21 protein-coding genes and 1 pseudogene are annotated in these 20,662 nt (G+C 71.8%); 13 read left to right on the forward strand and 9 right to left on the reverse strand.

Annotated elements, in window-relative coordinates; genetic code table 11:
- Positions 1 to 167: 167 nt before the first annotated feature.
- Positions 168 to 2,243 (reverse strand): NAD-dependent DNA ligase LigA, encoded by a 2,076-nt coding sequence (gene ligA, locus AB0M92_RS31640; protein WP_366105844.1) that lies wholly within the window; start codon positions 2,241 to 2,243, stop codon positions 168 to 170.
- Positions 2,244 to 2,487: 244 nt separating this feature from the next.
- Here ligA and AB0M92_RS31645 point away from each other — a divergent pair, with 244 nt between their 5' ends.
- Positions 2,488 to 2,829: a HopJ type III effector protein gene (locus AB0M92_RS31645; protein WP_366105762.1), complete on the forward strand. Its 342-nt coding sequence runs from the start codon at positions 2,488 to 2,490 to the stop codon at positions 2,827 to 2,829.
- A gap of 98 nt (positions 2,830 to 2,927) precedes the next feature.
- Here AB0M92_RS31645 and AB0M92_RS31650 read toward each other — a convergent pair whose 3' ends face one another.
- The 4 genes from AB0M92_RS31650 to sigK all read right to left on the reverse strand — a co-directional run bounded on the left by AB0M92_RS31650 (position 2,928) and on the right by sigK (position 6,684).
- Positions 2,928 to 3,605 (reverse strand): hypothetical protein, encoded by a 678-nt coding sequence (locus tag AB0M92_RS31650; protein ID WP_366105763.1) that lies wholly within the window; start codon positions 3,603 to 3,605, stop codon positions 2,928 to 2,930.
- Positions 3,606 to 3,881: 276 nt separating this feature from the next.
- Positions 3,882 to 5,102: an alpha/beta fold hydrolase gene (locus AB0M92_RS31655; protein ID WP_366105764.1), complete on the reverse strand. Its 1,221-nt coding sequence runs from the start codon at positions 5,100 to 5,102 to the stop codon at positions 3,882 to 3,884.
- Between the two features lie 224 nt (positions 5,103 to 5,326).
- Entirely contained in the window at positions 5,327 to 6,082 is a 756-nt protein-coding gene (locus AB0M92_RS31660; RefSeq protein WP_366105765.1) for an anti-sigma factor, read from the reverse strand.
- Positions 6,079 to 6,684: an ECF RNA polymerase sigma factor SigK gene (gene sigK, locus AB0M92_RS31665; protein ID WP_366105766.1), complete on the reverse strand. Its 606-nt coding sequence runs from the start codon at positions 6,682 to 6,684 to the stop codon at positions 6,079 to 6,081. The genes AB0M92_RS31660 and sigK overlap by 4 nt, the downstream gene beginning before the upstream one ends.
- Before the next feature lie 298 nt (positions 6,685 to 6,982).
- Here sigK and AB0M92_RS31670 point away from each other — a divergent pair, with 298 nt between their 5' ends.
- From AB0M92_RS31670 to AB0M92_RS31685, 4 genes and pseudogenes are all read left to right on the forward strand, one after another.
- Positions 6,983 to 8,578, forward strand: a complete 1,596-nt coding sequence (locus AB0M92_RS31670) for a molybdopterin-dependent oxidoreductase (RefSeq protein WP_366105767.1) — start codon at positions 6,983 to 6,985, stop codon at positions 8,576 to 8,578.
- A gap of 82 nt (positions 8,579 to 8,660) precedes the next feature.
- Complete coding sequence (locus tag AB0M92_RS31675; RefSeq protein ID WP_366105768.1) at positions 8,661 to 9,305, forward strand: fasciclin domain-containing protein; 645 nt, start codon at positions 8,661 to 8,663, stop codon at positions 9,303 to 9,305.
- Between the two features lie 118 nt (positions 9,306 to 9,423).
- A pseudogene (locus AB0M92_RS31680) lies at positions 9,424 to 9,600 on the forward strand (GNAT family N-acetyltransferase); the annotation flags it as partial.
- 160 nt (positions 9,601 to 9,760) lie between these two features.
- Positions 9,761 to 9,943 (forward strand): hypothetical protein, encoded by a 183-nt coding sequence (locus AB0M92_RS31685; RefSeq protein WP_366105769.1) that lies wholly within the window; start codon positions 9,761 to 9,763, stop codon positions 9,941 to 9,943.
- Positions 9,944 to 10,092: 149 nt separating this feature from the next.
- On the opposite strand, the gene AB0M92_RS31690 is transcribed toward AB0M92_RS31685, so the two are convergent.
- Positions 10,093 to 10,296, reverse strand: coding sequence for a cold-shock protein (locus AB0M92_RS31690; RefSeq protein WP_366105770.1), 204 nt, complete (start codon positions 10,294 to 10,296; stop codon positions 10,093 to 10,095).
- Positions 10,297 to 10,530: 234 nt separating this feature from the next.
- On the opposite strand from AB0M92_RS31690, the gene AB0M92_RS31695 reads away from it, so the two are divergent.
- From AB0M92_RS31695 to AB0M92_RS31705, 3 genes are all read left to right on the forward strand, one after another.
- Complete coding sequence (locus tag AB0M92_RS31695; protein ID WP_366105771.1) at positions 10,531 to 10,839, forward strand: hypothetical protein; 309 nt, start codon at positions 10,531 to 10,533, stop codon at positions 10,837 to 10,839.
- 82 nt (positions 10,840 to 10,921) lie between these two features.
- Positions 10,922 to 11,464: a DoxX family protein gene (locus AB0M92_RS31700; protein ID WP_366105772.1), complete on the forward strand. Its 543-nt coding sequence runs from the start codon at positions 10,922 to 10,924 to the stop codon at positions 11,462 to 11,464.
- 237 nt (positions 11,465 to 11,701) lie between these two features.
- A complete protein-coding gene (locus AB0M92_RS31705) occupies positions 11,702 to 12,736 on the forward strand; it encodes a zinc-dependent alcohol dehydrogenase family protein (protein ID WP_366105773.1) in 1,035 nt (344 codons plus the stop codon).
- A 49-nt stretch (positions 12,737 to 12,785) separates the two neighbouring features.
- Here the strand turns inward: AB0M92_RS31705 and AB0M92_RS31710 are convergent, their stop codons facing one another.
- The gene (locus AB0M92_RS31710) at positions 12,786 to 14,399 is read right to left on the reverse strand and encodes a CocE/NonD family hydrolase (protein ID WP_366105845.1); all 1,614 of its coding nucleotides are present in this window, start codon (positions 14,397 to 14,399) and stop codon (positions 12,786 to 12,788) included.
- A gap of 193 nt (positions 14,400 to 14,592) precedes the next feature.
- Here AB0M92_RS31710 and AB0M92_RS31715 point away from each other — a divergent pair, with 193 nt between their 5' ends.
- From AB0M92_RS31715 to AB0M92_RS31735, 5 genes are all read left to right on the forward strand, one after another.
- Complete coding sequence (locus tag AB0M92_RS31715) at positions 14,593 to 15,309, forward strand: TetR/AcrR family transcriptional regulator (protein ID WP_366105774.1); 717 nt, start codon at positions 14,593 to 14,595, stop codon at positions 15,307 to 15,309.
- Positions 15,310 to 15,433: 124 nt separating this feature from the next.
- Positions 15,434 to 16,474, forward strand: coding sequence for a vWA domain-containing protein (locus tag AB0M92_RS31720; protein ID WP_366105775.1), 1,041 nt, complete (start codon positions 15,434 to 15,436; stop codon positions 16,472 to 16,474).
- 178 nt (positions 16,475 to 16,652) lie between these two features.
- Positions 16,653 to 17,357 carry a hypothetical protein gene (locus tag AB0M92_RS31725; protein WP_366105776.1) on the forward strand — a complete coding sequence of 235 codons (705 nt, stop codon included), beginning with the start codon at positions 16,653 to 16,655 and terminating at the stop codon, positions 17,355 to 17,357.
- 148 nt (positions 17,358 to 17,505) lie between these two features.
- The gene (locus tag AB0M92_RS31730) at positions 17,506 to 17,994 is read left to right on the forward strand and encodes a hypothetical protein (protein WP_366105777.1); all 489 of its coding nucleotides are present in this window, start codon (positions 17,506 to 17,508) and stop codon (positions 17,992 to 17,994) included.
- A 165-nt stretch (positions 17,995 to 18,159) separates the two neighbouring features.
- Positions 18,160 to 18,900, forward strand: a complete 741-nt coding sequence (locus AB0M92_RS31735; protein ID WP_366105778.1) for a hypothetical protein — start codon at positions 18,160 to 18,162, stop codon at positions 18,898 to 18,900.
- Between the two features lie 134 nt (positions 18,901 to 19,034).
- Here the strand turns inward: AB0M92_RS31735 and AB0M92_RS31740 are convergent, their stop codons facing one another.
- Positions 19,035 to 19,229 carry a hypothetical protein gene (locus tag AB0M92_RS31740; protein ID WP_366105779.1) on the reverse strand — a complete coding sequence of 65 codons (195 nt, stop codon included), beginning with the start codon at positions 19,227 to 19,229 and terminating at the stop codon, positions 19,035 to 19,037.
- 311 nt (positions 19,230 to 19,540) lie between these two features.
- Positions 19,541 to 20,374, reverse strand: a complete 834-nt coding sequence (locus AB0M92_RS31745; RefSeq protein ID WP_366105780.1) for a PIG-L family deacetylase — start codon at positions 20,372 to 20,374, stop codon at positions 19,541 to 19,543.
- Between the last annotated feature and the right edge of the window lie 288 nt (positions 20,375 to 20,662).

The following is a 20,662-nucleotide window of genomic DNA, read 5'->3' on the forward strand; positions in this document are numbered from 1 at the left end:
CCGCGTCGATTCCCTCCTCCGCCTCGCGATCGCACGCACCAGACCCCGCCGACCCCTCCCTCCCGGGCGGACGACGCCACTTTGACGACACTCCCAAGGGGGTGTCAGAGCCCCGCATGTGCCGACGGGTTGGCCGTGCCGCTGGTCCCTCTCACGTGCAGTCGAACTCACAGAGCGCCATCAGCGGGGAGCAGGTCGGCGACGAGGACCGCGAATTCCTCGGGGTCGAGGATGCGGATGCCCAGTTCTTCGGCCTTGGCGCGCTTGGAGCCGGCCTTCTCGCCCGCCACCAGGAGGGTGGTGCGCTTGGACACCGACGACGATGCCTTTCCGCCGGCCCGCTCGATGAGCTCGTTCATCTCGTTCCGGGACAGCACCGCAAGGGGGCCCGTCATGGAGCCGGTCACCACAACGGCCTGCCCGGCCAGCGGGCCGCCCGCCGCCTCCTCGGCAGCGTTCGCGTCGGTCGCGTCGTTCGCGTCGGTCGCCGGCTTCTGCGGCTCGGTGACCTGCGTGCCGACCTGCTGGGTTCGGAGTCTGTCGAGGAGCGGGGCGAGTTCGAGGAGTTCGGCTGCGATGACGCGGGCCTTCTCGGTGCCGATGCCGCCGACCTCGGCCAGCGTGTCCGCGTCGGCGGCCCGGATCGCCGCCATCGAGCCGAAGTGCGCGGCGATCCGGCGGGACATCGTGCGCCCGGTGCCGCGGACACCGAGGGCGCAGAACACGCGGCTCAGCGCAGCCCCGCGAGCGGTCTCGATCGCGGCCAGGAGGTTGGCGGCGCTGGTCTCACCCATCCGCTCCAGACCGAGGAGCTGCTCGCGGGTCAGGGTGAACAGGTCGGCGACGTCCTTGACCAGACCGGCCTCCACCAGTTGGACCGCGCGCGTGCCGCCGAGGCCTTCGATGTCCAGCTGGTCCCGGCCCGCCGCGTAGATCACCGAGGCCACGGCCTGACAGTTCCGGCCGCGCACGCACCGCCACCGCTGCTCGGAGGCGTCGATCGCGTCGCCGCAGCGGGGGCACGCCTCGGGGAACGGGACCGGGCTCTCGGCGCCGGTGCGCTGGTCGACCAGCGGTGCCTCGACCCGGGGGATCACGTCGCCGGCCCGGTACACGAACACCTGGTCGCCGATCATGAGCCCGCGCCGGGTGATGTCGGACGGATTGTGGAGCGTGGCGTAGGTGACCGTCACCCCGTCGATGACCACGGGTTCAAGGACGGCGCGCGGGGCGATGATCCCCGTCCGGCCGACGTTCCACTCCACCGCCAGCAGGCGCGTCACCTTGTGTTCGGCCGCCAGCTTCCGGGCCACCGCCCACCGCGGGGCGCGCGAGCCGTTGCCTGCCTGCAGCTGGTCCTCGGCCGTGTCGGCCTTGACGACGACACCGTCGATCCCGAACGGCAGGTCTCCGCGCAGGCCGGCGATCACGTCGATGCGTGCCTGCACCTGCTCCATGGTCTCGCATCGCATCGGGGCGGCGGCGGTGCTGGCGGCAGTGCTCGCGCCGAGCGCGGCCAGGGTCTCCAGCAGCGCGCTGTGGCCGAGGTCGCCCAGGCCGATCGCGCTGTAGGCGAAGAAGGTCAACTCGATCCGGTACGGGCGGTCCTTGGCCCGCAGGGTGCCGGCCGCTCCGCTGCGCGGGTGCGCGAAGGGCGTGGCCGCATGGGCGAGCCGGATCCGGTTGGCCTCCTCGAACTGCGCGGTCGTCAGCAGCACCTCACCTCGCAACTCGACGTCGATCGCCTCGGTGAGCACCGGCGGCAGACCGAGGACGGCGGCGGCGGCGTGGGTGATGTCCTCGCCGGCCAGGCCGTCGCCGCGGGTGAGCACCTGAACGAGCCGGCCACCCCGGTACCGCGCTGCCACCGCGAGGCCGTCGAGCTTCGGCTCCACACACCAACCGGCCACAGGGTGCCCGAGGCGGCGTTCCAGCCCCGCGGCCCACTCGGCGAGCTCGTCCGCGTCGAAGACGTTGTCGAGGGAGAGCATTGGCGCCGAGTGCGGCACGTCACCCTGCACGGCTCCGCCCGCGACCTTTCCGGTCGGCGACTCGGCGAGCGCCTCGTCCGGGTGGGCCTCCTCGTAGGCCGCGATGGCGCGCAGCAGTTCGTCGTACTCGTCGTCACCGAGCGGGGTGGTCCCGTCGCCGTAGTACGCGGCCGACGCCGCCAGAGCGGTGGTCACGGCCTCCACGTAGGCGACGGGAGAGAGCAGGGCACTGTTTTCGGTCATGAAGGTCATCATCCTGCCCACCACTGACAACGCCCCCGCCCGACCCGGCCCTACCGGGGCACGGGCCGGGCACTCGGCACGGCTGGGCGCGGTGCACACAACCCCTCGCCGGGTCGCGCAGTCGCATACCGTGACCTGCGCAGACGTCGCCGTTCCGACATGTGGCGCAATGCTTGGCGGCCGGCCACGAGGCGGTATCGTCGCCCGGTCACGGACGGCAATCGGATCGTCTGCTCAACCCAGGGGAACCACCATGACCGATCTCAACTCGCTGCGGGCAAGCCTTGCGTCAGGTGAGCACGAGTTCGCCGACACCCTCGCCTTCGTCACCGCGCACTACGAGTACCAGCCGCAGGCGTTCCGGAACGGGGAACTGGAAAACGCCGCGGGTGAGAACGAAGGTTCCTGCAAGACGCTGGGCCTGGCGCTCCTGGAAGGGCTGCGCGACCAAGAGGCTCTGCTGGCATTCGGTGAGCACTATCGCAGTGTGCTGGCGACGCCGGACGACACCGATCACGGCAACATTCGCAACCTCATGGCCCACGGCCTGGCAGGGGTGAGCTTCGCCGGGCAGCCGCTGACCCGCAAGGCGTAGTTGCGGGCTCCGGGCGGCCGTCCGGCCGCGAGGCCGGACGGCAGGCGGCCGATGCTGGCGGCGGCCACCGTGACCGGGCGAACCTCGGGCCACGTTCCTCACGCACCGGCGGACTTGGTGCGTTGCCGGTGGCGGAGCCACGCTGTCAGGGCCGCCTGGAGCTCGGCGACCTCCCGCGGATCGAGATCCTCGCTGGTCGTACCGGCCCGGAGGCGTACGCCGGCGGCGGTGACGGTCCAGCCGGGGCCGCGCCGCGGGCGGGAGCTCAGCGCCTGTCCCTCGGTCAGGGCGCTGAGTGCTTCCCTGACGCGCGGGGGCACCGCGGTGGTGCCGGGCGGGAACGGGGTGCGGGGGCGGGGGGTGATCCCGATCTCCGTGTAGAACGCGGCCAGCGCGCCCTCAAGGGAACCGGGCCCTGCGGGGGCGGCGCCGGTGAAATCCGCGAGCAACTCCGGATGCGGGCGCGGAGCGTGCGGGCCGTGCGGATGTGCGTGCAGGGGGTGCTCGTCGACGTCCAGGCGCACGCAGGACGGCGGGATGAGTTCGCGGGTGTAGCCGCGGTCGAGCAGCGCCGCGTAGACCTTGCGCAGCTCGGCGGCCTGGCGCGGGACGGGGTGGGGGTCGGGCGCGATCGGCGCGCGCGGTTTCCCCGGCGGTGGCGCCGTGCCGAGCAGACCCGTGCTCTGGTGCAGCACGCCCGCCTCGGTCAAGACCAGCGTCGCCTGCCAGCCCTTGGCGTCCGAGCCGAGCCGGAAACCCACCACCATGGTGCCCATCCGCACTGCCCTCCCCACCGGGCGCCGACCACTGCGGCCCGTACTCGACACGCTAGCCAAGCCCCACCCGTTGGCGATGAAGTTCGTCATGTTGCCCCCGGCAGCAGCCGGGGATGGTAAGCCGCCCCGGGCCCGAACTCCTCCCCCGAACAGCCGGTCCACCCCGTACGGGCGCCGGCGAGCGGCGGCCGGGTGCCGCTCGCCAGGTCCCTGCCGGCACCCACCCGCTTCCGGTGCCGCTCCAGGACCGGAACTGCGGACCACTCATCGCCCCCGTCAGGCTGCGGCGGCGAGGGTGTCGTCGAGCCAGTCGTAGATGCGGGCGATGGACAGGCGCATCGCGCCGGGGTGGCAGTGGGCGCCGGCGCCCTCCTCGGAGGTGAACAGCATCAGGGTCTTGGGGCAGGTCAGGTGCTCGTAGAGCTGCTCGGGCTGGCCCTGGAAGAACATGTCCTCCTCGGCGTCGCACACGAGGGTCGGGCACTGGATCCGCTCGGCGATGCCGCCGGCGAGGGAGTAGTCGAGGTAGGCGGCGTTGAAGGCCCGGGGGGTTTCGACGCCCATCACGTACATGCCGTGGTTGAACGCCCAGCGTGCGATCGGGTCCCGGTTCATGGCCTGCTCGAAGGCGGCGTCGAGTTCCGGGGCGGACGGGGCGCGCAGGAGTCGCTCGGCCTCCTCGCGGGTGCCCGGGACGTTGCGTACGGCGGTCTGGCCGAGGTCGTAGAGACCGTCCACCGCGATCAGCGCGGCCAGACGGTGCTCGAACGCGGCGGCCCGCGGGGCGAGGACGCCGCCCATGCTGACACCGAGGAGGGCGATGCGGCTGTTGTCGACGTCGGGGAGGGTTTCGGCGAAGTCGACGACCGGGGTGATGACGTTCTCCCAGTCCGGGCGGAAGACCAGACCCTGGTGGTGACGCGGGCCGGGCATACCGGGGCCGTCGAAGGCCAGCACGTTGTAACCGCGCTCGACAGCGGCCATCGCCCCGAAGAAGTGCAGCTCTTCGGCGGTGCCGTCGAAGCCGTTGTGCATGATCAGCGTCGGCCGCGGTGCCCCCGAGTCGTCGACCCGGTAGAAGTAGCCGGGCAGGGTGGTGTCCTCGTAAGGGATCTCCACCGGCTCGATGACCGGGGTGAAGAGCGCCGCCGCCGCCCTGAAGCAGGCCGCCGAACGGTCGTAGGCGTGATCGTGACGCGGGTCGCAGGAGCGACCGTGCAGGAAGAACTCCGCCGACCGGTAGTAGTTCGACGCACGCAGGAACCCGTCCCGCGCGCTGATGCGGTGACCGGCCGCCAGCGCCTTCTCCGCCTCGTCCGACACACGGTCCGCCGCGGCCATCCACTCGACGTACCAGCTGTCGTAGTCGCCTTCGGTGATCCGCTCACCGGTGGAGACCACCTCGCCGAAGTCCGCACCGCCGTAAGCGATGTGGCTCATCGACCGCAGGGTCTCGTACCAGAACTGGATGTTGTTCGGGAACAGCAGCTGCTTCATCGGAATTCTCCTGGGTCTTGGTCCTCGCCGAGCATGTTTGCCCGAGCCTTCACCGCCACCTCGCGGTGCGGCGCGCTCTCCGGCGTGATCCAAGATTCCGGCAGGACGGTGTCCACCTTCCAGGCCGTACGGAGACGACGGCTGTCCGCCCGTGTCCACTCGTGTCCACCCGTTTGCCGGGCACGAACAGGACCCCGGCCCGGGGGCGGGCCGGGGCCGGGCGTTCAGGCCGGGAGGGCCATCAGGAGAAGGGGGGCGGTGGTGGGGTGCGGGGAGCCGCCGGCGGGTTCGAGGGTCAGGCCGACTGCGGCCGCGTCGGCGGTGTCGCCGTCGAGCACGACGGTGCCGTCCCGGCGGATGTACCCGGCCGGGCGCATGGTCCCGTCGTGGTCGAGCCACAGCTGGTACGTCTTGCCCGTGGGGGGTGCGGGCAGGCCGGAGGCGGTGAAGACCGCACTGTTCCGCAGGTCGGAGACGACGACCGAGGTCAAGGCTCCGTTGGCGGCCCGGCCGTGGACCGTACGGGCGTCCGGCGCGGCCAGGACGCCGCCGACGGCGTCCAAACGCTGCTCGCTCCGCCGGGCCCGCTGCTCCAGCTGCTGCTTCTCCTGGTGCTCCCGGGCCGCCAGGCCGGCGAACGAGGCCGCCGCGGCCAGGCTCGCGGCCAAGGTCATCGGCAGCACCTTGCGGCGACGCGCGCCACGCCAAGAGACCGGGGCGGCTGCGGAATCCGGGACACCGGGCGGGAGCTGCCGTACGTGGTCGACGGCCGCCAGGGTGCGCTGTTTCATCGAGGCGGGCACGGACCGGGCCGCGGAGGCCGCCAGACGCGCGGCGGTGGCCCGGAAGTCGGCCACGTCCTGCCGGCAGGCCTCGCATTCGGCCAGGTGGGCGGCGAACTCCGCGCGCTCGCCGGCATCCAGGGCGTCCAGCGCGTACGGGGCGGCCAGGCCGTGGACATCGGATGCGCCCCGATTCACGTGGTCACCCCCATGCAGTCGCGAAGCCGGATCAGCCCGTCGCGCATGCGTGTCTTGATGGTCGGGAGCGGCGTGCGAAGCGTCTGGGCGACTTCACGGTAGGTCAGACCCCCGTAGTAGGCCAGGGTCACGGCCTCGCGCTGGAGTCCGGTCAGGCCGCGCAGACACCGGCGCACCTGCTCGCCGGCCAGGCGGGTCTCGACCTCCTCGGCAACCTCGTCGAACGCGGTCTGGTGCTCGCGGGCCGCCCGGGCCTCTTCGCGGTCGGCGGCGGCTTGTGCCGAGCGGACGCGGTCGACCGCCCTCCGGTGGGCGACGGTCGACGCCCAGGTGTTCACGCTGCCCGCCTCTGGCCGGAAGCGGGCGGCATGCCGCCACAGGTCGATCATGACCTCTTGGGCGACCTCTTCCGACTGGGCACGGTCGCGCACGACCCTCACCACGATGCCGAAGACCATGGGTGCGAGAGCGTCGTACAGGGCCGAGAAGGCCTGCTTGTCGCCGCGCGCGACCTGGTCCACGAGCTCGGCGAGGTCGGCGGGGCGGGCGTGGCCGCAGGAGCCGGCCGCGAGGGGCAGGTTCGTCGGGGACGGCTGGTTCACAGGGCGGGCTCCGGCCGCGGCAGCCGGGTGAAGGGGCGGCCGGGGCCGGCCTCCCGGGGGCGGGGTGTCCATGGCATGGGAGTCCTTCGCAAGTCGGGCGCTACCGGGTCGCCCCTCGGGGCGGTCGGGCCGCAGAGCCGTGCAGATCGCCTCTCGCCGGTACTTCGTGGCGCGAGCGCGTCCGGATGGGATGACCGGGGCGTCACCGTCGCAGACGTGCCGAGGCCCTGGCGGCCACAAGACGGCGGCTGTCACTCGTTCGGGTGAGGGGCCCAATCCGCCCGGCGGGTGGAGGCGAATGCCGGGTGTGAGCAGCTTCCGCACCACCCTCCTCCGCACCGCCCGTGGGTCGTCGGCCGGGCTTCTGGCCGGCTTCAGCGCGCTGGCCGTCGCCGAGCTGACCGCCGCTCTCGTGCGGCCGGCCGCCGGACCGGTGACGGTGGTCGGCGGTGCGGTCGTCGACCGCACCCCCGCGGCGGTGAAGGACTTCGCGATCCGCACGTTCGGAGAGGACGACAAGATCGTCCTTCAGGTCGGCATCCTGCTCCTGCTGGCACTCTTCGCGGTCGTCCTGGGAGTCGTGTCGCTGCGGTACCGGCGTGCGGGGGCGGCCGGCGTCCTGGTGTTCGGGGTCGTCGGCGCGGCCGCGGCCCTGAGCCGGCCCGATTCCGCGGGTGCCGGTGACGCCCTCCCCTCCGTCCTCGGCGCCCTCGCGGCCGCGGCCGTCCTGTACGGCCTGGCCGGCCCGGCCGGCAAAGCCGCCCCCGTCGGCTCCACTTCAGGTGACACGGGCACCGGGAGCGGCTGGAGCCGACGGGGGTTCCTCACAGCGGCGGCCGGGACCGCCGCTGCCGCCACCGGAACCGGGGCGGCCGGCCGCGCTCTGTCCGGGCGGCGCGGCCGGGGCGCCGTGGCCTCCCGCGACGGCCTCGTACTGCCCGCCCCCGCCTCATCGGCACCGGCGGTCCCGGCCGGAGCCCGGCCGGGGGTTCCGGGCATCAGCGCCTTCACCACGCCCAACCGGGAGTTCTACCGGGTGGACACCGCCCTGGTCGTGCCCGAGGTCGACGCCGGCGCCTGGCGGCTGCGGATCCGGGGGAAGGGCATCGCCCGGCCCCGCAGCTACACCCTTGCCCAGCTTCTGGCCCGACCGCTGATCGAGCGCGACATCACCCTGACGTGCGTGTCCAACGAAGTGGGCGGGCCCTACGTCGGAACCGCCCGCTGGCTCGGTGTCCCGCTGGCCGGCCTGCTCGCCGAATGCGGCGTCCGCGCGCCGTCGAAGGGCGGCAGGGCCGACCAGTTGGTGGCCCGTTCCGTGGACGGCATGACCCTCGGATCCCCGGTCGAGGACGTGATGGACGGGCGCGACGCGATGCTCGCGGTCGGCATGAACGGCGAGCCGCTGCCCTTCGCGCACGGCTATCCCGTCCGGATGCTCGTACCGGGCCTGTACGGCTACGTCTCCGCCTGCAAATGGATCACCGAGATCGAGCTGACGACCTTCGACGCCTACGACCCGTACTGGGTCGAGCGGAAGTGGGCCCGCCGGGCGCCGATCAAGACGCAGTCCCGGATCGACACCCCGAAGCCCTTCGCCCGCCCCGCCGCCGGCACCGTCGTGATCGCCGGCGTGGCCTGGGCACAGCACCGCGGCATCGCCCGCGTCGAGGTCCGCATCGACGACGGGCCCTGGAACGACGCGGACCTCGCCGCGCAGCACACCCTCGACACCTGGCGCCAGTGGTCCTACCGCTGGCAGGCCGCCACGGGCGGGCACACGCTCACGGTCCGAGCCACCGACGGCACGGCGGCGGTGCAGACCGAGGAGCGCGCGCGGACGGTCCCCGACGGTGCGAGCGGCTGGCACAGCGTCTTCGTCACCGTCCCCTGAGACCACCGGACCGGCAGCCCCGGGCTGCCTCCGGCATGAACCACCCATCGATGCGAACCATCTCTCCAAGGAGAAAACGATCATGAACAGCATGCAGATCCGCCGTACCGGGATCGCCGTCGCCGCAGCCGTCCTGCTGCCCTTCTCACTGGCCGCCTGCTCCGACGCGTCCGACGACACCAAGGCCGCCCCGGCAGCGGCCGGCGAGTCGGCCAGGGCCGGCGAGAGCACCCCCGGCGACGCGATGACGACGGACCGGCCCTTCGGTCCGGCCTGTGCCGGCGTCCCCAAGGAGGGCGCCGGATCCTTCGACGGCATGGCCAAGGACCCGGTCGCCACCGCCGCGTCCAACAACCCCGCCCTGTCCACGCTGGTCGCCGCGGTCAAGCAGGCGGGTCTCGTGGACACCCTCAACAACGCCAAGGACATCACTGTCTTCGCCCCGACCAATGACGCCTTCGCGAAGATCCCGAAGGCCGACCTCGACAAGGTCCTCGCCGACAAGGCCACCCTCACCAAGATCCTCACCTACCACGTCGTCGGCCAGAGGCTGACGCCCGAGCAGCTGGGGAACGGCTCCTTCGAGACCCTGCAGAAGGGCATGGTCACCACCAAGGGCTCCGGCGAGTCCTACAAGGTCAACGGCGCCGCCGGTGTGGTGTGCGGCAACGTGAGGACCGCCAACGCCAACGTGTACATCGTCGACACCGTCCTCATGCCGAAGTAGCCGCGGGCGGCCGCGCCGCGGCCCGGTTGCCGTCACCCCTGGGGACGCAGGGGGTGACGGGAACCCGGCCGCGGCGGGACGCGGAACCGGCCGCCGGCCCGGCGCCGCCGATCACGGCGTCGCAGCGGACGTACGCGGACGGGGACTCGCCCGCCCCGTCATGGCTGCGGCCCTCGACCACGCCCGGACGACGGGCCCCCGGCACGGACTCCCCTTCTGCCGACCGCCACCGGCGTCCCTGTATCGGCGCCTGGGCTGGCGGGTGCTGGACCGGGACGTCACCGTGGAACAACCCGACCCCATGGGAGCGACCGGCTTCTGATGAGTGCGCCTGCTCGTTTCGCGCGCGTGCGCCTCCTGCTCGGCGAGGCGCCCTTGGCCTGTCGGGTCACCGGGGAACATGATCCGGCCCGTACGGGGCACACGGTCGGCACCGACCGGAAAGGAGCCCGTCCATGCTGGGCATCGCCGCCGCAGTCCTGTTCTTCATCGCGTTCCTCCTCAACGCCGCCAACATCGCCACCAACGACGTCCTGAGCTCGACCAACTTCATGCTGATCGGTCTCGCCGCGCTCGCTCTGCACATCGCCGGCATAGGCGGCGCGCGGCCCGCCCGCGGATGGGGCCGCCGACGCTGACGGTCGAGGGTGACATCGGCTCCCCCGGGGCCGCAGAGTCCGGCCACGTCCCGTATCCCGCGCTCTTGCGCTCCCCCCTCTCGCGCTTCCGGTGGCAACGGCAACGGCGCCCGCCAGGTGGCGGGCGCCGAGTCACGTGTGAGGGCGTGTCAGCCGCGAGCGATGTTCTCCGCCTGCGGTCCCTTCTGCCCCTGCGTGACGTCGAAGGTGACGACCTCGCCCTCCTGCAGCTCCCGGTAGCCCTGCCCGGAGATGTTGGAGTAGTGGGCGAAGACGTCCGGACCGCCCTCGTCCTGGGCGATGAACCCGAAGCCCTTCTCGGAGTTGAACCACTTCACCGTGCCACGCGCCATGCTCAATCCCTCTGTACGGCCTGCCGACGGCCCTGTTGGGGGCCGCCTCGGCGTCCGGGCGGAAGCCTGATTCCTTCCTGCCCAGCGGTACCGCCGGCCACACTCCCCCACCGGACACGGTCATGCCGGTCGGCCGGCCTCCGGCCGTGTGTTCTGCCGCGCTTGAGGGGGTTTGAAACACGACATCTGGGCATCCACACAACTCAGCCCTTGCCAGCCGACAGGAGACAGCAAGTGACCACCTACGTCATCACCGTGCCCGGCACGTTCCTGACGGACGTCGACGACACAGCACGCTCCGAGCTGGCCAGGAGGCTGGCTTCGCACCACACCGACCTGAGCGAGACCGAGGACGTGGAGCTGCTCACGGTCCACGAGGGCGGCACCTTCTCCGTCCGGCTTGAGGTCGAGGCCTCGGACCGGGCGACGGCCGAGGACAACGCCGTCCGCCTGCTGGCCGGGACCCTTGCGGAGCTGGGACTGCCCGAGAAGGACGCGCCCCTGGGGCCGCCCGCGGTCACCGGTGTCGACGGCGAGTCCTGAAACCCTTCCGGCTCACGGCAGATGAGCGCCGCGCCGGGCCCGACGTACGGATGGACGGGCCGCGGCGGGGCAGCAGCGGGACATGGCCGCTCTGCGAAAACTCGCCCGTCCCCTGCTCGCCGCCCCGTTCGTCTCCGTCGGACTGCGCACCCTGCAGCGCCCCGAGGCCGTCGCCGAGGTCTCCCGACCCGCCGTCCGGGTCCTGGGGAAGCACGTCCCGCTCCTCGCCGCCAGGGATCCGCTGCAGGTGGTACGCGTCGCCGGCGCCGTCCAGGCCTCGGCGGCCCTGCTGCTCGCGACGGGGCGGGCCCCGCGCGTAGCCGCGCTCACGCTCGCCGCCGCGCTGGTGCCGACCTCCCTCGCCGCGCATGCCTTCTGGACGGTGGAGGACCCGGAGGAGCGCGCTCGGCAGCGCGCCCGCTTCCTGACCGACCTCTCCGCTCTGGGAGGGCTCCTCATCGCCGCCGCGGACACCCACGGCAAGCCCTCCCTCGCCCACCGCTCCCGGCGGGCACTGGCCCACCGACACCCGGTGCGTACCGTCCGCCGCCCCCTGGAGGCGGTTGCCTCACGTACGGCCCGCCGTGCCGCGGACGTCGCTTCCGCCCTGCCCGGCCCCCGCTGACGGCGGGGGCGGCGAGTTCGTCGCGCCTCGCAGGAAGGGCGGCGGCTCGTCGCCCGTCGTATTCTGCTCGGGGGCCCTGCTCTTGCAGGTCGCGGCGGGCTGACCTGGGTGGAGGGTCACTCCCCCGGTACGGGGCCCGGCCGGCGTCCGTAGCGCTTCGTCGTCCGCGGCGGGTGCCCGCGGGCCGCTGCCCGGTCGCCCGGACCGATTCCCCGCGTCGAAAGGAACCCTCCTCTCATGCGTGCCACCCTCATCTACGGCGCCGGCGACATCCGTGTGGAGAACGTCCCGGACCCGGTCATCCACGAGGGCACCGACGCGGTCGTACGCGTACTGCGTTCGTGCATCTGCGGCAGCGACCTGTGGCCCTACGGCGCCAAGCCCGCCGAGGACCAGGGGGACCGGATCGGCCACGAGTTCCTCGGTGTGGTCGAGGACGTCGGCCGGGAGGTGGCCGGCCTGCGGCGGGGCGACGTGGTCGTGGCCCCGTTCGTGTGGGCCGACAACACCTGCGACTTCTGCCGCGAGGGCCTGCACACCTCCTGCCGCCACGGCGGATTCTGGGGCGCGGGCGACGTCGACGGCGGCCAGGGCGAGGCCGTGCGCGTCCCACAGGCCGAAGGCACCCTGGTCAAGCTGGCCGTCGGGGAGGACTCGGCGCTGCTGCCCTCCCTGCTGACCCTGTCCGACGTCTTCCCCACCGGCCATCACTGCGCGGTCACCGCCGGAGTGAACGAGCGCACCACCGTCACCGTGATCGGCGACGGCGCGGTCGGTCTGTCCGCCGTCCTGGCCGCCAAGCGCCTGGGCGCCGAGCAGATCGTCCTCATGGGCCGCCACAAGGCACGTACCGACCTCGGCCGCGAGTTCGGTGCCACCGACGTCGTCGCCGAACGGGGCGAGGAGGGCGTGGAGCGGGTACGGGAACTGACGGGCGGCGACGGCACCCACACCGTTCTGGAGTGCGTCGGCCTGGAACCCGCCCTCGACACCGCCTTCGGCGTCGTCCGTTCAGGCGGCACCGTCTCCCGCGTCGGCGCGCCCCAGTACCCCACGGTGAAGATGGACTTCCCGCTCTTCCTGAGGAACATCACCCTCACCGGCGGCGTCGCCCCAGCCCGCGCCTACATCGAGGAACTCCTGCCCGACGTGCTGGAGGGCCGGGTACGTCCCGGCCGCGTCTTCGACCGCACCCTGCCCCTTGAGCAGGCACCCGACGGCTACCGCGCCATGGCCGACCGCGAGGCCCTCAAGGTCATCCTGCAGCCCTGAGCCCGGCCCCGCCCCCGCCGCGCGAACCCCGCGCGCGCATGTCCGTCGCCTACCGAACCGTCTCGGTCCCGGGCGTCGGGAGGATCAGCGCCGAGTCCGCGTGCAGCGTGATGTGCACCGGCGTGAAGGTCGTGGCGTCCACCGGGGACTCCCCGGTGCCCGTGCCGCGGGCGTAGCGCGGGTGGGCTCCGCCGCTGACCTGCCAGCGTATGCGGTGGCCGACGGCGAAGCGGTGGGCGGTGGAGCTCATGGGTACGGCGATGCGCGAAGGCTCCTGCCCGTCCGCCCGCACCCGGCCCAGTCCGTCGCAGACGTTGACCGAGCGGCCCCGTGCGTCCACGTCGCACAGGCGGGTGAACACGTCGGCGTGACCGGTGTCCGTGGAGATCGTCAGCCGTGCGGAGACCGCGCCCATGACGTCCACGGGCTCGGTCAGGGGTGCGCTGGTGAACGTCAGTACGTCGTCACGGGCTTCCAGGGCCTTGTTGTCGCGGGGGCCGGCGCCGCGGGACAGCAGCGGACCACCGAGGGAGGGGGTGGGGTCGGCCGGGTCGTAGCGGAAGGTCGTGAGGGGCGCGGAGCCCGCGGGCGTCTGCCGGGTGAGGTCGCCGCCGGGGGCCGGGTGCCACGAGGCGGCCGCCGGGGCCTGCGGCCAGTCGTCGAGGTCCTGCCAGACGTCTTCGCCGCCGACGTGCACGCGTACGGGTGCGGGGCGCAGGCCGGAGGGGTCGGCGCAGAGGTGGGCGCGCAGCCAGGCGAGGCTCTCGGCGAACACCTCGGGCCATCCCTGCTGCAAGGCGGAGGTGTGGGTCCAGGGGCCGACGAGCAGGGTGGTGTCACAGCCCGCCTGCCGCAGCCGGTCGTACTGACCGAAGGTCTGGTCGAGCAGGACGTCCTGCCATCCGGTGATCAGGGCGGTGGGCACGCGAAGCCCGTCCGCGCACTGCGCGAGCGACGCGCCGCGCCAGTACTCGTCCGCGGCGTCGGGATGCGCCATCACGCCCTCCAGCCAGCCGGGTTCACCCCCGAAGGCGCAGGCGTAGGCCCCGCGCAGGGGCTGCGCCATGGTGATGCCGCGCAGACGGCGCTGCAGGCGGAGCGTCGCCTTCACGAAGGGCGCCATGCCCTGGTGCTGGTAGGTCATGCCCACTCCGACGGCGAGGGCGTTCTCCAGGCGCAGCGCGCCGTCCGCGTGGAACAGGGCGTGCGGGTCGTGCAGGCCCACCTGCACCACCATGGCCTTCAGTTCCGGCGGCGGGTCGAGGGCGAGGGCCCACTGCACGTAGCCGAGGTAGCTGGGGCCGACGGTTCCCAGCGTCCCGTCGAACCAGGGTTGTTCGCGCAGCCAGGAGACGGTGGCCAGGCCGTCCGCCGCTTCGTTGCGCCACAGGTGGAACTCGCCGCCCGATCCGCCGGTGCCGCGGCAGCTCTGCAGGATGACGTGGAAGCCCTGCTCGGCGAAGAGCAGACCGTACATCGGGGACCACGGGAAGCCCCGGCCGTAGGGCGAGCGGACCAGGAGGGTCGGGAAGTCGCCCTCGGCCCGCGGGAAGTAGTGGTCGGTGATCAAGGGGCTGCCGTCGGCGGCCGGTACCACCAGTCCCGGTTCCCATCCGACCGCATGCCGTGGTGCGGGCAGGCCCTTCCATGTCGCCCTCGTCATCCGGGAGGACAGCGGCGGCTTTCCGGTGGGTGGGACCCAGGTCGGTACGGCTGCGGCCTGGACATCGGCGCTGGGCGTGCGTGACGGCATCTCGCTCCTCCATCTATTCTCGTACTGTGTACGAGAATAGATCATGCTTGGATGACCGGCGCAACAGGTGCCCCGAAACGACCACTGATGGGAAGTGCGAGACATGCCCGGCGATGGAAAGTCCGGTGCCGCCGGCGTCGACCCCGAACGCCTCTGGCTGCGCCCCGCCGAGCCCCGCAGGGGCCGCCGCCCCTCCTTCACCCGGGAGGCGATCACCGTCGCGGCCGTCACCCTCGCGGACGCGGAAGGGCTGGACGCCGTCACCATGCGGCGGGTGGCCGCCGAGGTCGGGGCGGGCGTCATGTCGCTGTACAGCTACGCTCCCGACAAGGAGACCCTGCTGGAACTGATGGTCGACCACGTCGTCGGAGAACTGACGATCACGGACCCCCCGACCGGGGACTGGCGCGCCGACCTCAAGGCCATGGCCCACCGGCAGCGCGCCCACATGCTGCGGCACCCGTGGCTGCCCGCGGCCCTGTCCTCCCGGCGCTCCCCCGGACCCAACACGCTGGCCGTCCTGGAACACGCCCTCGCCGCCCTCCGGCCCACCGGACTGGACGGGGGAACGAAGCTGGAGGTCTTCGCCCAGCTCACCGCGTTCGTGGCCGGACACGTCGGCTACGAGATCGCGCAGGCGGGAGCCGCACGGTCCCCGGGGCGGGGCGAAGCCGAAGCCCGCTACCTGATGGCCGTCGCCGCCGAGGGCCGCCACCCGGAACTCGCCGAAGCCCTGGCCTCCGCTGGGCACCCTCCCACCCCTGACGACACCTTCGCCCGGTTCCTGAACCGCCTGGTCGACGGTCTCGACAGCGCGTGAGGCCGTCGCGCCGCCACGGCCCGGACCCGGACGCAGCCGCCCGGCAACTGGATTCGCGAGCCCGGCGATTGTCAGTGGTGGGTGAGAAGGTTGGAGCATCCAGTCGGGAAGAGGGGGAGCGGCCATGTCCGGAAACCAGAACTTCATCAATCACGTTGCTCTTGTGTTGGATGCCAGTTCATCCATGTCGCATCTGAACCGGAAGGTCGTGGAAGTCGCCGACCAGCAAATCGCCTATCTGGCGCGCCGGTCGCAGGAACTGGACCAGGAAACCCGTGTCACGGTGTACGTGTTCGCCGACAAGGTGGAATGCGTCATCTACGACAAGGACGTGCTGCGCATGCCGTCCCTGAAGCAGCTGTACCGGGTCGGGGGGATGACGGCCCTGCTGGCGGCCACGCTGAAGTCTCAGCGGGAGCTCGCGCAGACGGCCCAGCTGTACGGCGACCACAGCTTCCTGACGTTCGTACTGACGGACGGGCAGGAGAACGCAAGTCACCGCTGCTCGGACGCCCCTTCCAGGGAACCCCGGGAACTGGCGCAGGCCGTGTCCCGGCTGATCGAGACGCAGGAGGACAACTGGACGCTGGCCGTCTTGGTGCCGGACCAGATGGGCAAGCGCGAGGCCATGCGGTGCGGTTTCCCGAAGGACAACATCGCCGTCTGGGACGCCACGAGCACGCAGGGGCTGGAGGACGCCGGGGAAGTCATCAAGCAGGCCACGGAGAAATTCATGGTGGGCCGCTCCCAGGGAATCCGAGGGTCACGGGCGGTATTCTCCACGGGCGCGGAAGCCGTCAACAAGGACACGATCGAGGCAGCCGGTCTCACCTCGGTGGATCCGTCGGCATACCAGTTGATTCCGGTGGCCCGCGACGCGGGAATCCGGGAATGGGTCACCGAAAGCGGGCAGACCTACCGCACCGGTTGCGCCTTCTATCAGCTGAGCAAGTCTGAGAAGGTCCAGGCGCGAAAGAAGATCGCGGTGTTGGAGAAGAAGACGGACCGTGTGTACACGGGTCCGCAGGCCCGGGCCCTGCTCGGTCTGCCGGACGTGGAGGTCCGCCTCAAGCCGGACCACAACGACGAGTTCACGATCTTCATCCAGAGCACCAGCGTGAACCGGAAGCTGGTGCCGAACACGCGCTTGCTCCTCATGAGCTGAGCCCTGGCAGGGCACCGCCCTTGAGCCGGCCTCCAGTTCACACCGACCGGAAGCCCGCGCGTGCGGTAGCAGCACTTGCCCGTCGGCCGACACCGCCGCAAGGTGGCGCCGTCCGCCCGGAGGGCAAGTCTGGCCGTTCCCGCCTCGCGGGGGTGGTGGCCGGTTCTACGGTGTCGGAATGAACTACGTCCCGCGGCAGGCGGCGAGTGAACTGCCCTTCGAGGGCACCGACATCATCCTGCGCTACGGCTGCGCGCACCCCGCGCTGCCCTTCGAGTTCGAGGACACGCTGGAGGTGTGGTCGGTCGAGGTCCTGCGTTACCACCACGAGGACGGCTGCCCGCAGTGCCCGCCCGCCGGCCCGTGCCGCTTCGAAGACGGAACCCCGATCGGCGAGATGAGCTTCGTGAGGATCCGTGACTACACCGCGGACCCCGCGTGGGAGGCGGCCGACTCCTACACCGGCGACATCGAAAAGATCGTCTCCGTGTGCACCGACACCGCGTACGCGATGACGCCGGGGCTGCACTGGTCGCCCGCGTTCGAGGAACGCATCGACGTCCCCGTTGGCGATCTTCTGATCATGGACCGGGCACGGATCGACCCGCAGTGGCGCGGGTTCGGTCTCGGGGCCCTCGCCGCGGCCGAAGCGATCCGGCGCCTGTCCGCCGGATGCTGTGCGGTCGCCTGCGAGCCGGCACCCACCGACGGCGACTTCGACCACGACCAGCCCGCCTACGACGCCGCCCAGACCAAGATCGCAAAAGTATGGGAATCGGTCGGGTTCGAGGAGTTCAGCGACGGGATCTACCTCCTCGACCCCGCTCTCAAGCACCCCGCCGACTGCCGCACCACCTGGCGGAAACGCTTCGGACGAAGGTAGCCGCAACCGAGGGCCGAACCACCCCGGGCCGTCCTCCCCCGGTGTGCGGGCCGGGCCGTCCCGGCCGGGGAAGGGCTGCACGGGCCGACCGGTCGGGCGAAGGCAGGGAGGAACGGGTGAAGGCAGGCAGGACGGCTAGGCTGCCGCCGTGGTCCCTCACCCTCGCTCCGCAGCCACTGCCTGCGCCCACCTCTCAGCCGTCGACGATCTGGTCGCGCGGCCGTTCCCGGCACAAGAGCTCCGGCCCGGAACGGACGGAGGGTGGGGAGGCCCGGGGTACCACCTGGCCCTGCTGCGCGAGAGCCAGGACTTCTGGGACGACCGGGGCGAGGAACTCATCGAGGCCGCCGAGCGGGAGCTCGAAGCCGACCTCGCCGCGCTGGCAGGCACCCTGACGTCCCGATGGGGACACCCGGAAACGGTCGACCTGGAGCCGTACCTCGGCTTCGACGACCCCGCCCCCGCGCATGCCGCTCCCGAACCGCTCCCGTTCCTGTGCAGCGTGGCCGGCAGGATGCGGGTGTGGCGGCTCCCGGGATCCGACCGGTGGCTCGCCCTCACGATCGGCCAGGCCGATCCCGAATTCCCCCTCCAACTCATCGCCGCCGTGGGCCTCGCCACCGCGCTGGAACACTGACCGTCGGCGGCCGGCGCAAGCCGGTCGAAACTCCCGGCCGGCCGGTGGAGGCGACGTCCACAGCCCTGCTCCGGCCCGGTCAGCCCTCGGCCTCCTGCCGGGCGGGTCGACCAGTGGGGTGAATCCACCCCTGCAACGCCGGGGCGAACGGGTGAAGCCGCCATCGTGCCCCGTGATCACGCCGCCCTCGGGCGCGTTGCCGTACCGCCAGGCGTCACGCGCGAGACACCAGTGAGGAAAACCGCCATGCCGATGCACACATTGAAGCGACGGATGTCCGCCCTCGGAGCCGTCCTCGGGCTGAGCGTGGCTCTGCCGTTCACGACCGGGGCGAGCCCGGCGTACGCCGCGGCTCAAATGCGCGTGACGAAGACCCACGAAGGCAACTTCGTCCGCGGCCAACAGGGGACCTACCACATCGAGGTCACCAACATCGGCGACACGCCAACCCTCGGCGATGTGGACATCACGGACACCCTGCCCCAGGGCCTCACCTTCAGCTCGGTCACGGTCAACTCCATTCCGCCCTCAGGCATCACCGGCGCGTGCGCGCCGGTCGGGCAGACCGGGGTCGACTGCTTCGCCACATTCGACGCCGGCGCGACACTGACCATCGACATCGTCGTGAACATCGCTGCCGACGCCCCCTGCACCGGGGTGACCAACACCGTCCGGGTCAGCCGGCCGGAAGAAAACATCCAGGTCTCGGCGAGCGACCCCACCACCATCACGGGCAGCACCTGCCCCGCCAACGAAGGCAATGGCGGCGGCCTCATCGGGTCCCTCCTGCCCGTCAATCTCAACGGCGTCCTCCCGATGTTCAACAACATCAGCACGAACAACAACATCCTCAGCCCCGGCGGATCGAACGCCACCCACCAGAACCTCGGGATCAACGCACCCTGACGGAGCAGCTTGATCGAGCCGCTGTTCGCCCGACGGTTGCGTCAACCTTCAGACGAACCGCGGCCATCGTGCCCGAGCCACCGGGACCGCGCGGAGCACGATTTCTCACCCCGGTTGCCGGCCGCACACGACAGTCACCGGGCGGCGTGGCTGCGCCGCGTCGAGCCCAGGTACCGCCCGGCCGGCGGGGCTTCGGCCGGCACGCCTCGGTCGAGGGCGGCGGCGAGCGTGCCGGCGAGCTCGCGGGGGTGGCGGGCGAAGGCGCCGGCGGCGTGCCGGGCGACCTCGGCGGGGGGGGGCAGGGCGCCCCACTCCTGCTCGCCCCGCACCGGGCCGACGACGCGGCCCAGGGTGCGCAGGCGGCCGGAACGCCACTCGTCGAGCGCTGCTGCACCTCACCGAGCAGGACGTGGTCTTCGGTGGCCTGCCGCTCTTCGTCGCAGTTCCCCACCCCGTCCACGGAGACGAGGTCGCCGCCGTGCTCACCCTCAAGCCCGGCAGTGACGCGACGGCGGACGAACTGCGCGATTTCGTCAAGTCTCGCGTCGCCGGCTACGAGCACCCCGTGTCATCCGGATCCGCTCCACCCGGCCGGTACGTCGCCCTCCCGCGGCTGCGGGGTCCCGGCCGGGCGGTCGGGTCAGCGCAGGCCGGCGAAGAGATCGGTCTCGGGCACGGCCGCGCCGGTGGCGTCCTGGACACGTACGAACGTCTCCGTACCCATCAGCTCGCCGAACCTCTCCTTGCCCATCCTGAGGAAGAAGATGTTCTCGCCCTGACTGGCGTGCGCGGCCAGCGCGTCGAACTTCTGACCGCTGAACGCGCTGGTGTCCACCCACGTGGTGATCTCGTCGTCGGGAAGGCCGATCTCAGCCAGCGCCGCGGCCTCGGCAGGATCCGGCTCCGGCATGTCCTCACTGAACTCGCGCATGATCTTGCCGAACCGCTCCATCGCCGAGCGCGGCATCGTCGTCCAATACACCTTCGGTGTCAGGGTGGTCATCTCAAGCGCCGCCATCGTGATGCGGTTGGCCTGGATGTGGTCGGGGTGGCCGTAGAAACCGTTCTCGTCGTAGGTGACGACCACATCGGGCCGGTAGTGCCGCATGAGTTCCGCGAGTCGGGCCGCGCCTTCCTCCACGGTGGTCTGCCAGAAGGAGCCGGGGGCTTCGTTGCTCGGCCAGCCCATCATTCCGGAGTCCGCATAGTCCAGCATCTCCAGATCGCCGATCTTCAGGACGTCACAGCTCGCCCTGAGTTCTTCGCGGCGCATCGAGGCGACGGCCGCCGCATCGTGCCCGGGGTCCCCCGGCTTGACACCCCCGGGGCCATCGCCGCAACCGCCGTCGGTACACGTCACGAGAACCGTGCGAATGCCCTCCGCCGCATACCGCGCGAGGACTCCTCCGGTTCCGGTGGCTTCGTCGTCGGGGTGTGCATGCACTGCCATGAGCGTCAAGGGCCGGTCAGTCATGAAGGAGTCCTCCTGCAGAGACACGTGTTGGTCCGAGTGCGCGGCGGGCGTTCCGCGATCCCGGGAGACCGGCTCCTGCCGGGACGGATCACATTGATCCCACCCCCGCAGCGCCAGACCCCCGTTCGATACAACGCTGTCGGCGGGGCCGGCTGTTCCCGGCGCCGCTGCGCGGCTTTCCCGGGCATCGGCAGGCCCCCGCCCACTGCGGCGTCGGCGTCGAAGCCGGCCGCGCCGGCGTATTCGTTCTGGGCGCCGCCCACCCGGAGCGGTGCCCCCGTGAGCGTG

The organism is Streptomyces sp. NPDC051582 (genome assembly GCF_040681715.1).
Lineage (GTDB): Bacteria > Actinomycetota > Actinomycetes > Streptomycetales > Streptomycetaceae > Streptomyces.

What these genes read in the sequence shown, in the direction of transcription:
- AB0M92_RS31655 (WP_366105764.1), bottom strand. Translation starts at nt 5,102, where the DNA reads ATGAAGCAGCTGCTGTTCCCGAACAACATCCAGTTCTGGTACGAGACC.
- AB0M92_RS31690 (WP_366105770.1), bottom strand. Translation starts at nt 10,296, where the DNA reads ATGGCGCGTGGCACGGTGAAGTGGTTCAACTCCGAGAAGGGCTTCGGG.
- AB0M92_RS31720 (WP_366105775.1), top strand. Translation starts at nt 15,434, where the DNA reads ATGTCCGGAAACCAGAACTTCATCAATCACGTTGCTCTTGTGTTGGAT.
- AB0M92_RS31705 (WP_366105773.1), top strand. Translation starts at nt 11,702, where the DNA reads ATGCGTGCCACCCTCATCTACGGCGCCGGCGACATCCGTGTGGAGAAC.
- AB0M92_RS31650 (WP_366105763.1), bottom strand. Translation starts at nt 3,605, where the DNA reads ATGGGCACCATGGTGGTGGGTTTCCGGCTCGGCTCGGACGCCAAGGGC.
- AB0M92_RS31675 (WP_366105768.1), top strand. Translation starts at nt 8,661, where the DNA reads ATGAACAGCATGCAGATCCGCCGTACCGGGATCGCCGTCGCCGCAGCC.
- AB0M92_RS31710 (WP_366105845.1), bottom strand. Translation starts at nt 14,399, where the DNA reads ATGACGAGGGCGACATGGAAGGGCCTGCCCGCACCACGGCATGCGGTC.
- ligA (WP_366105844.1), bottom strand. Translation starts at nt 2,243, where the DNA reads ATGACCTTCATGACCGAAAACAGTGCCCTGCTCTCTCCCGTCGCCTAC.
- AB0M92_RS31745 (WP_366105780.1), bottom strand. Translation starts at nt 20,374, where the DNA reads ATGACTGACCGGCCCTTGACGCTCATGGCAGTGCATGCACACCCCGAC.
- AB0M92_RS31700 (WP_366105772.1), top strand. Translation starts at nt 10,922, where the DNA reads ATGGCCGCTCTGCGAAAACTCGCCCGTCCCCTGCTCGCCGCCCCGTTC.
- AB0M92_RS31645 (WP_366105762.1), top strand. Translation starts at nt 2,488, where the DNA reads ATGACCGATCTCAACTCGCTGCGGGCAAGCCTTGCGTCAGGTGAGCAC.
- AB0M92_RS31685 (WP_366105769.1), top strand. Translation starts at nt 9,761, where the DNA reads ATGCTGGGCATCGCCGCCGCAGTCCTGTTCTTCATCGCGTTCCTCCTC.
- AB0M92_RS31725 (WP_366105776.1), top strand. Translation starts at nt 16,653, where the DNA reads ATGAACTACGTCCCGCGGCAGGCGGCGAGTGAACTGCCCTTCGAGGGC.
- AB0M92_RS31715 (WP_366105774.1), top strand. Translation starts at nt 14,593, where the DNA reads ATGCCCGGCGATGGAAAGTCCGGTGCCGCCGGCGTCGACCCCGAACGC.
- AB0M92_RS31670 (WP_366105767.1), top strand. Translation starts at nt 6,983, where the DNA reads ATGCCGGGTGTGAGCAGCTTCCGCACCACCCTCCTCCGCACCGCCCGT.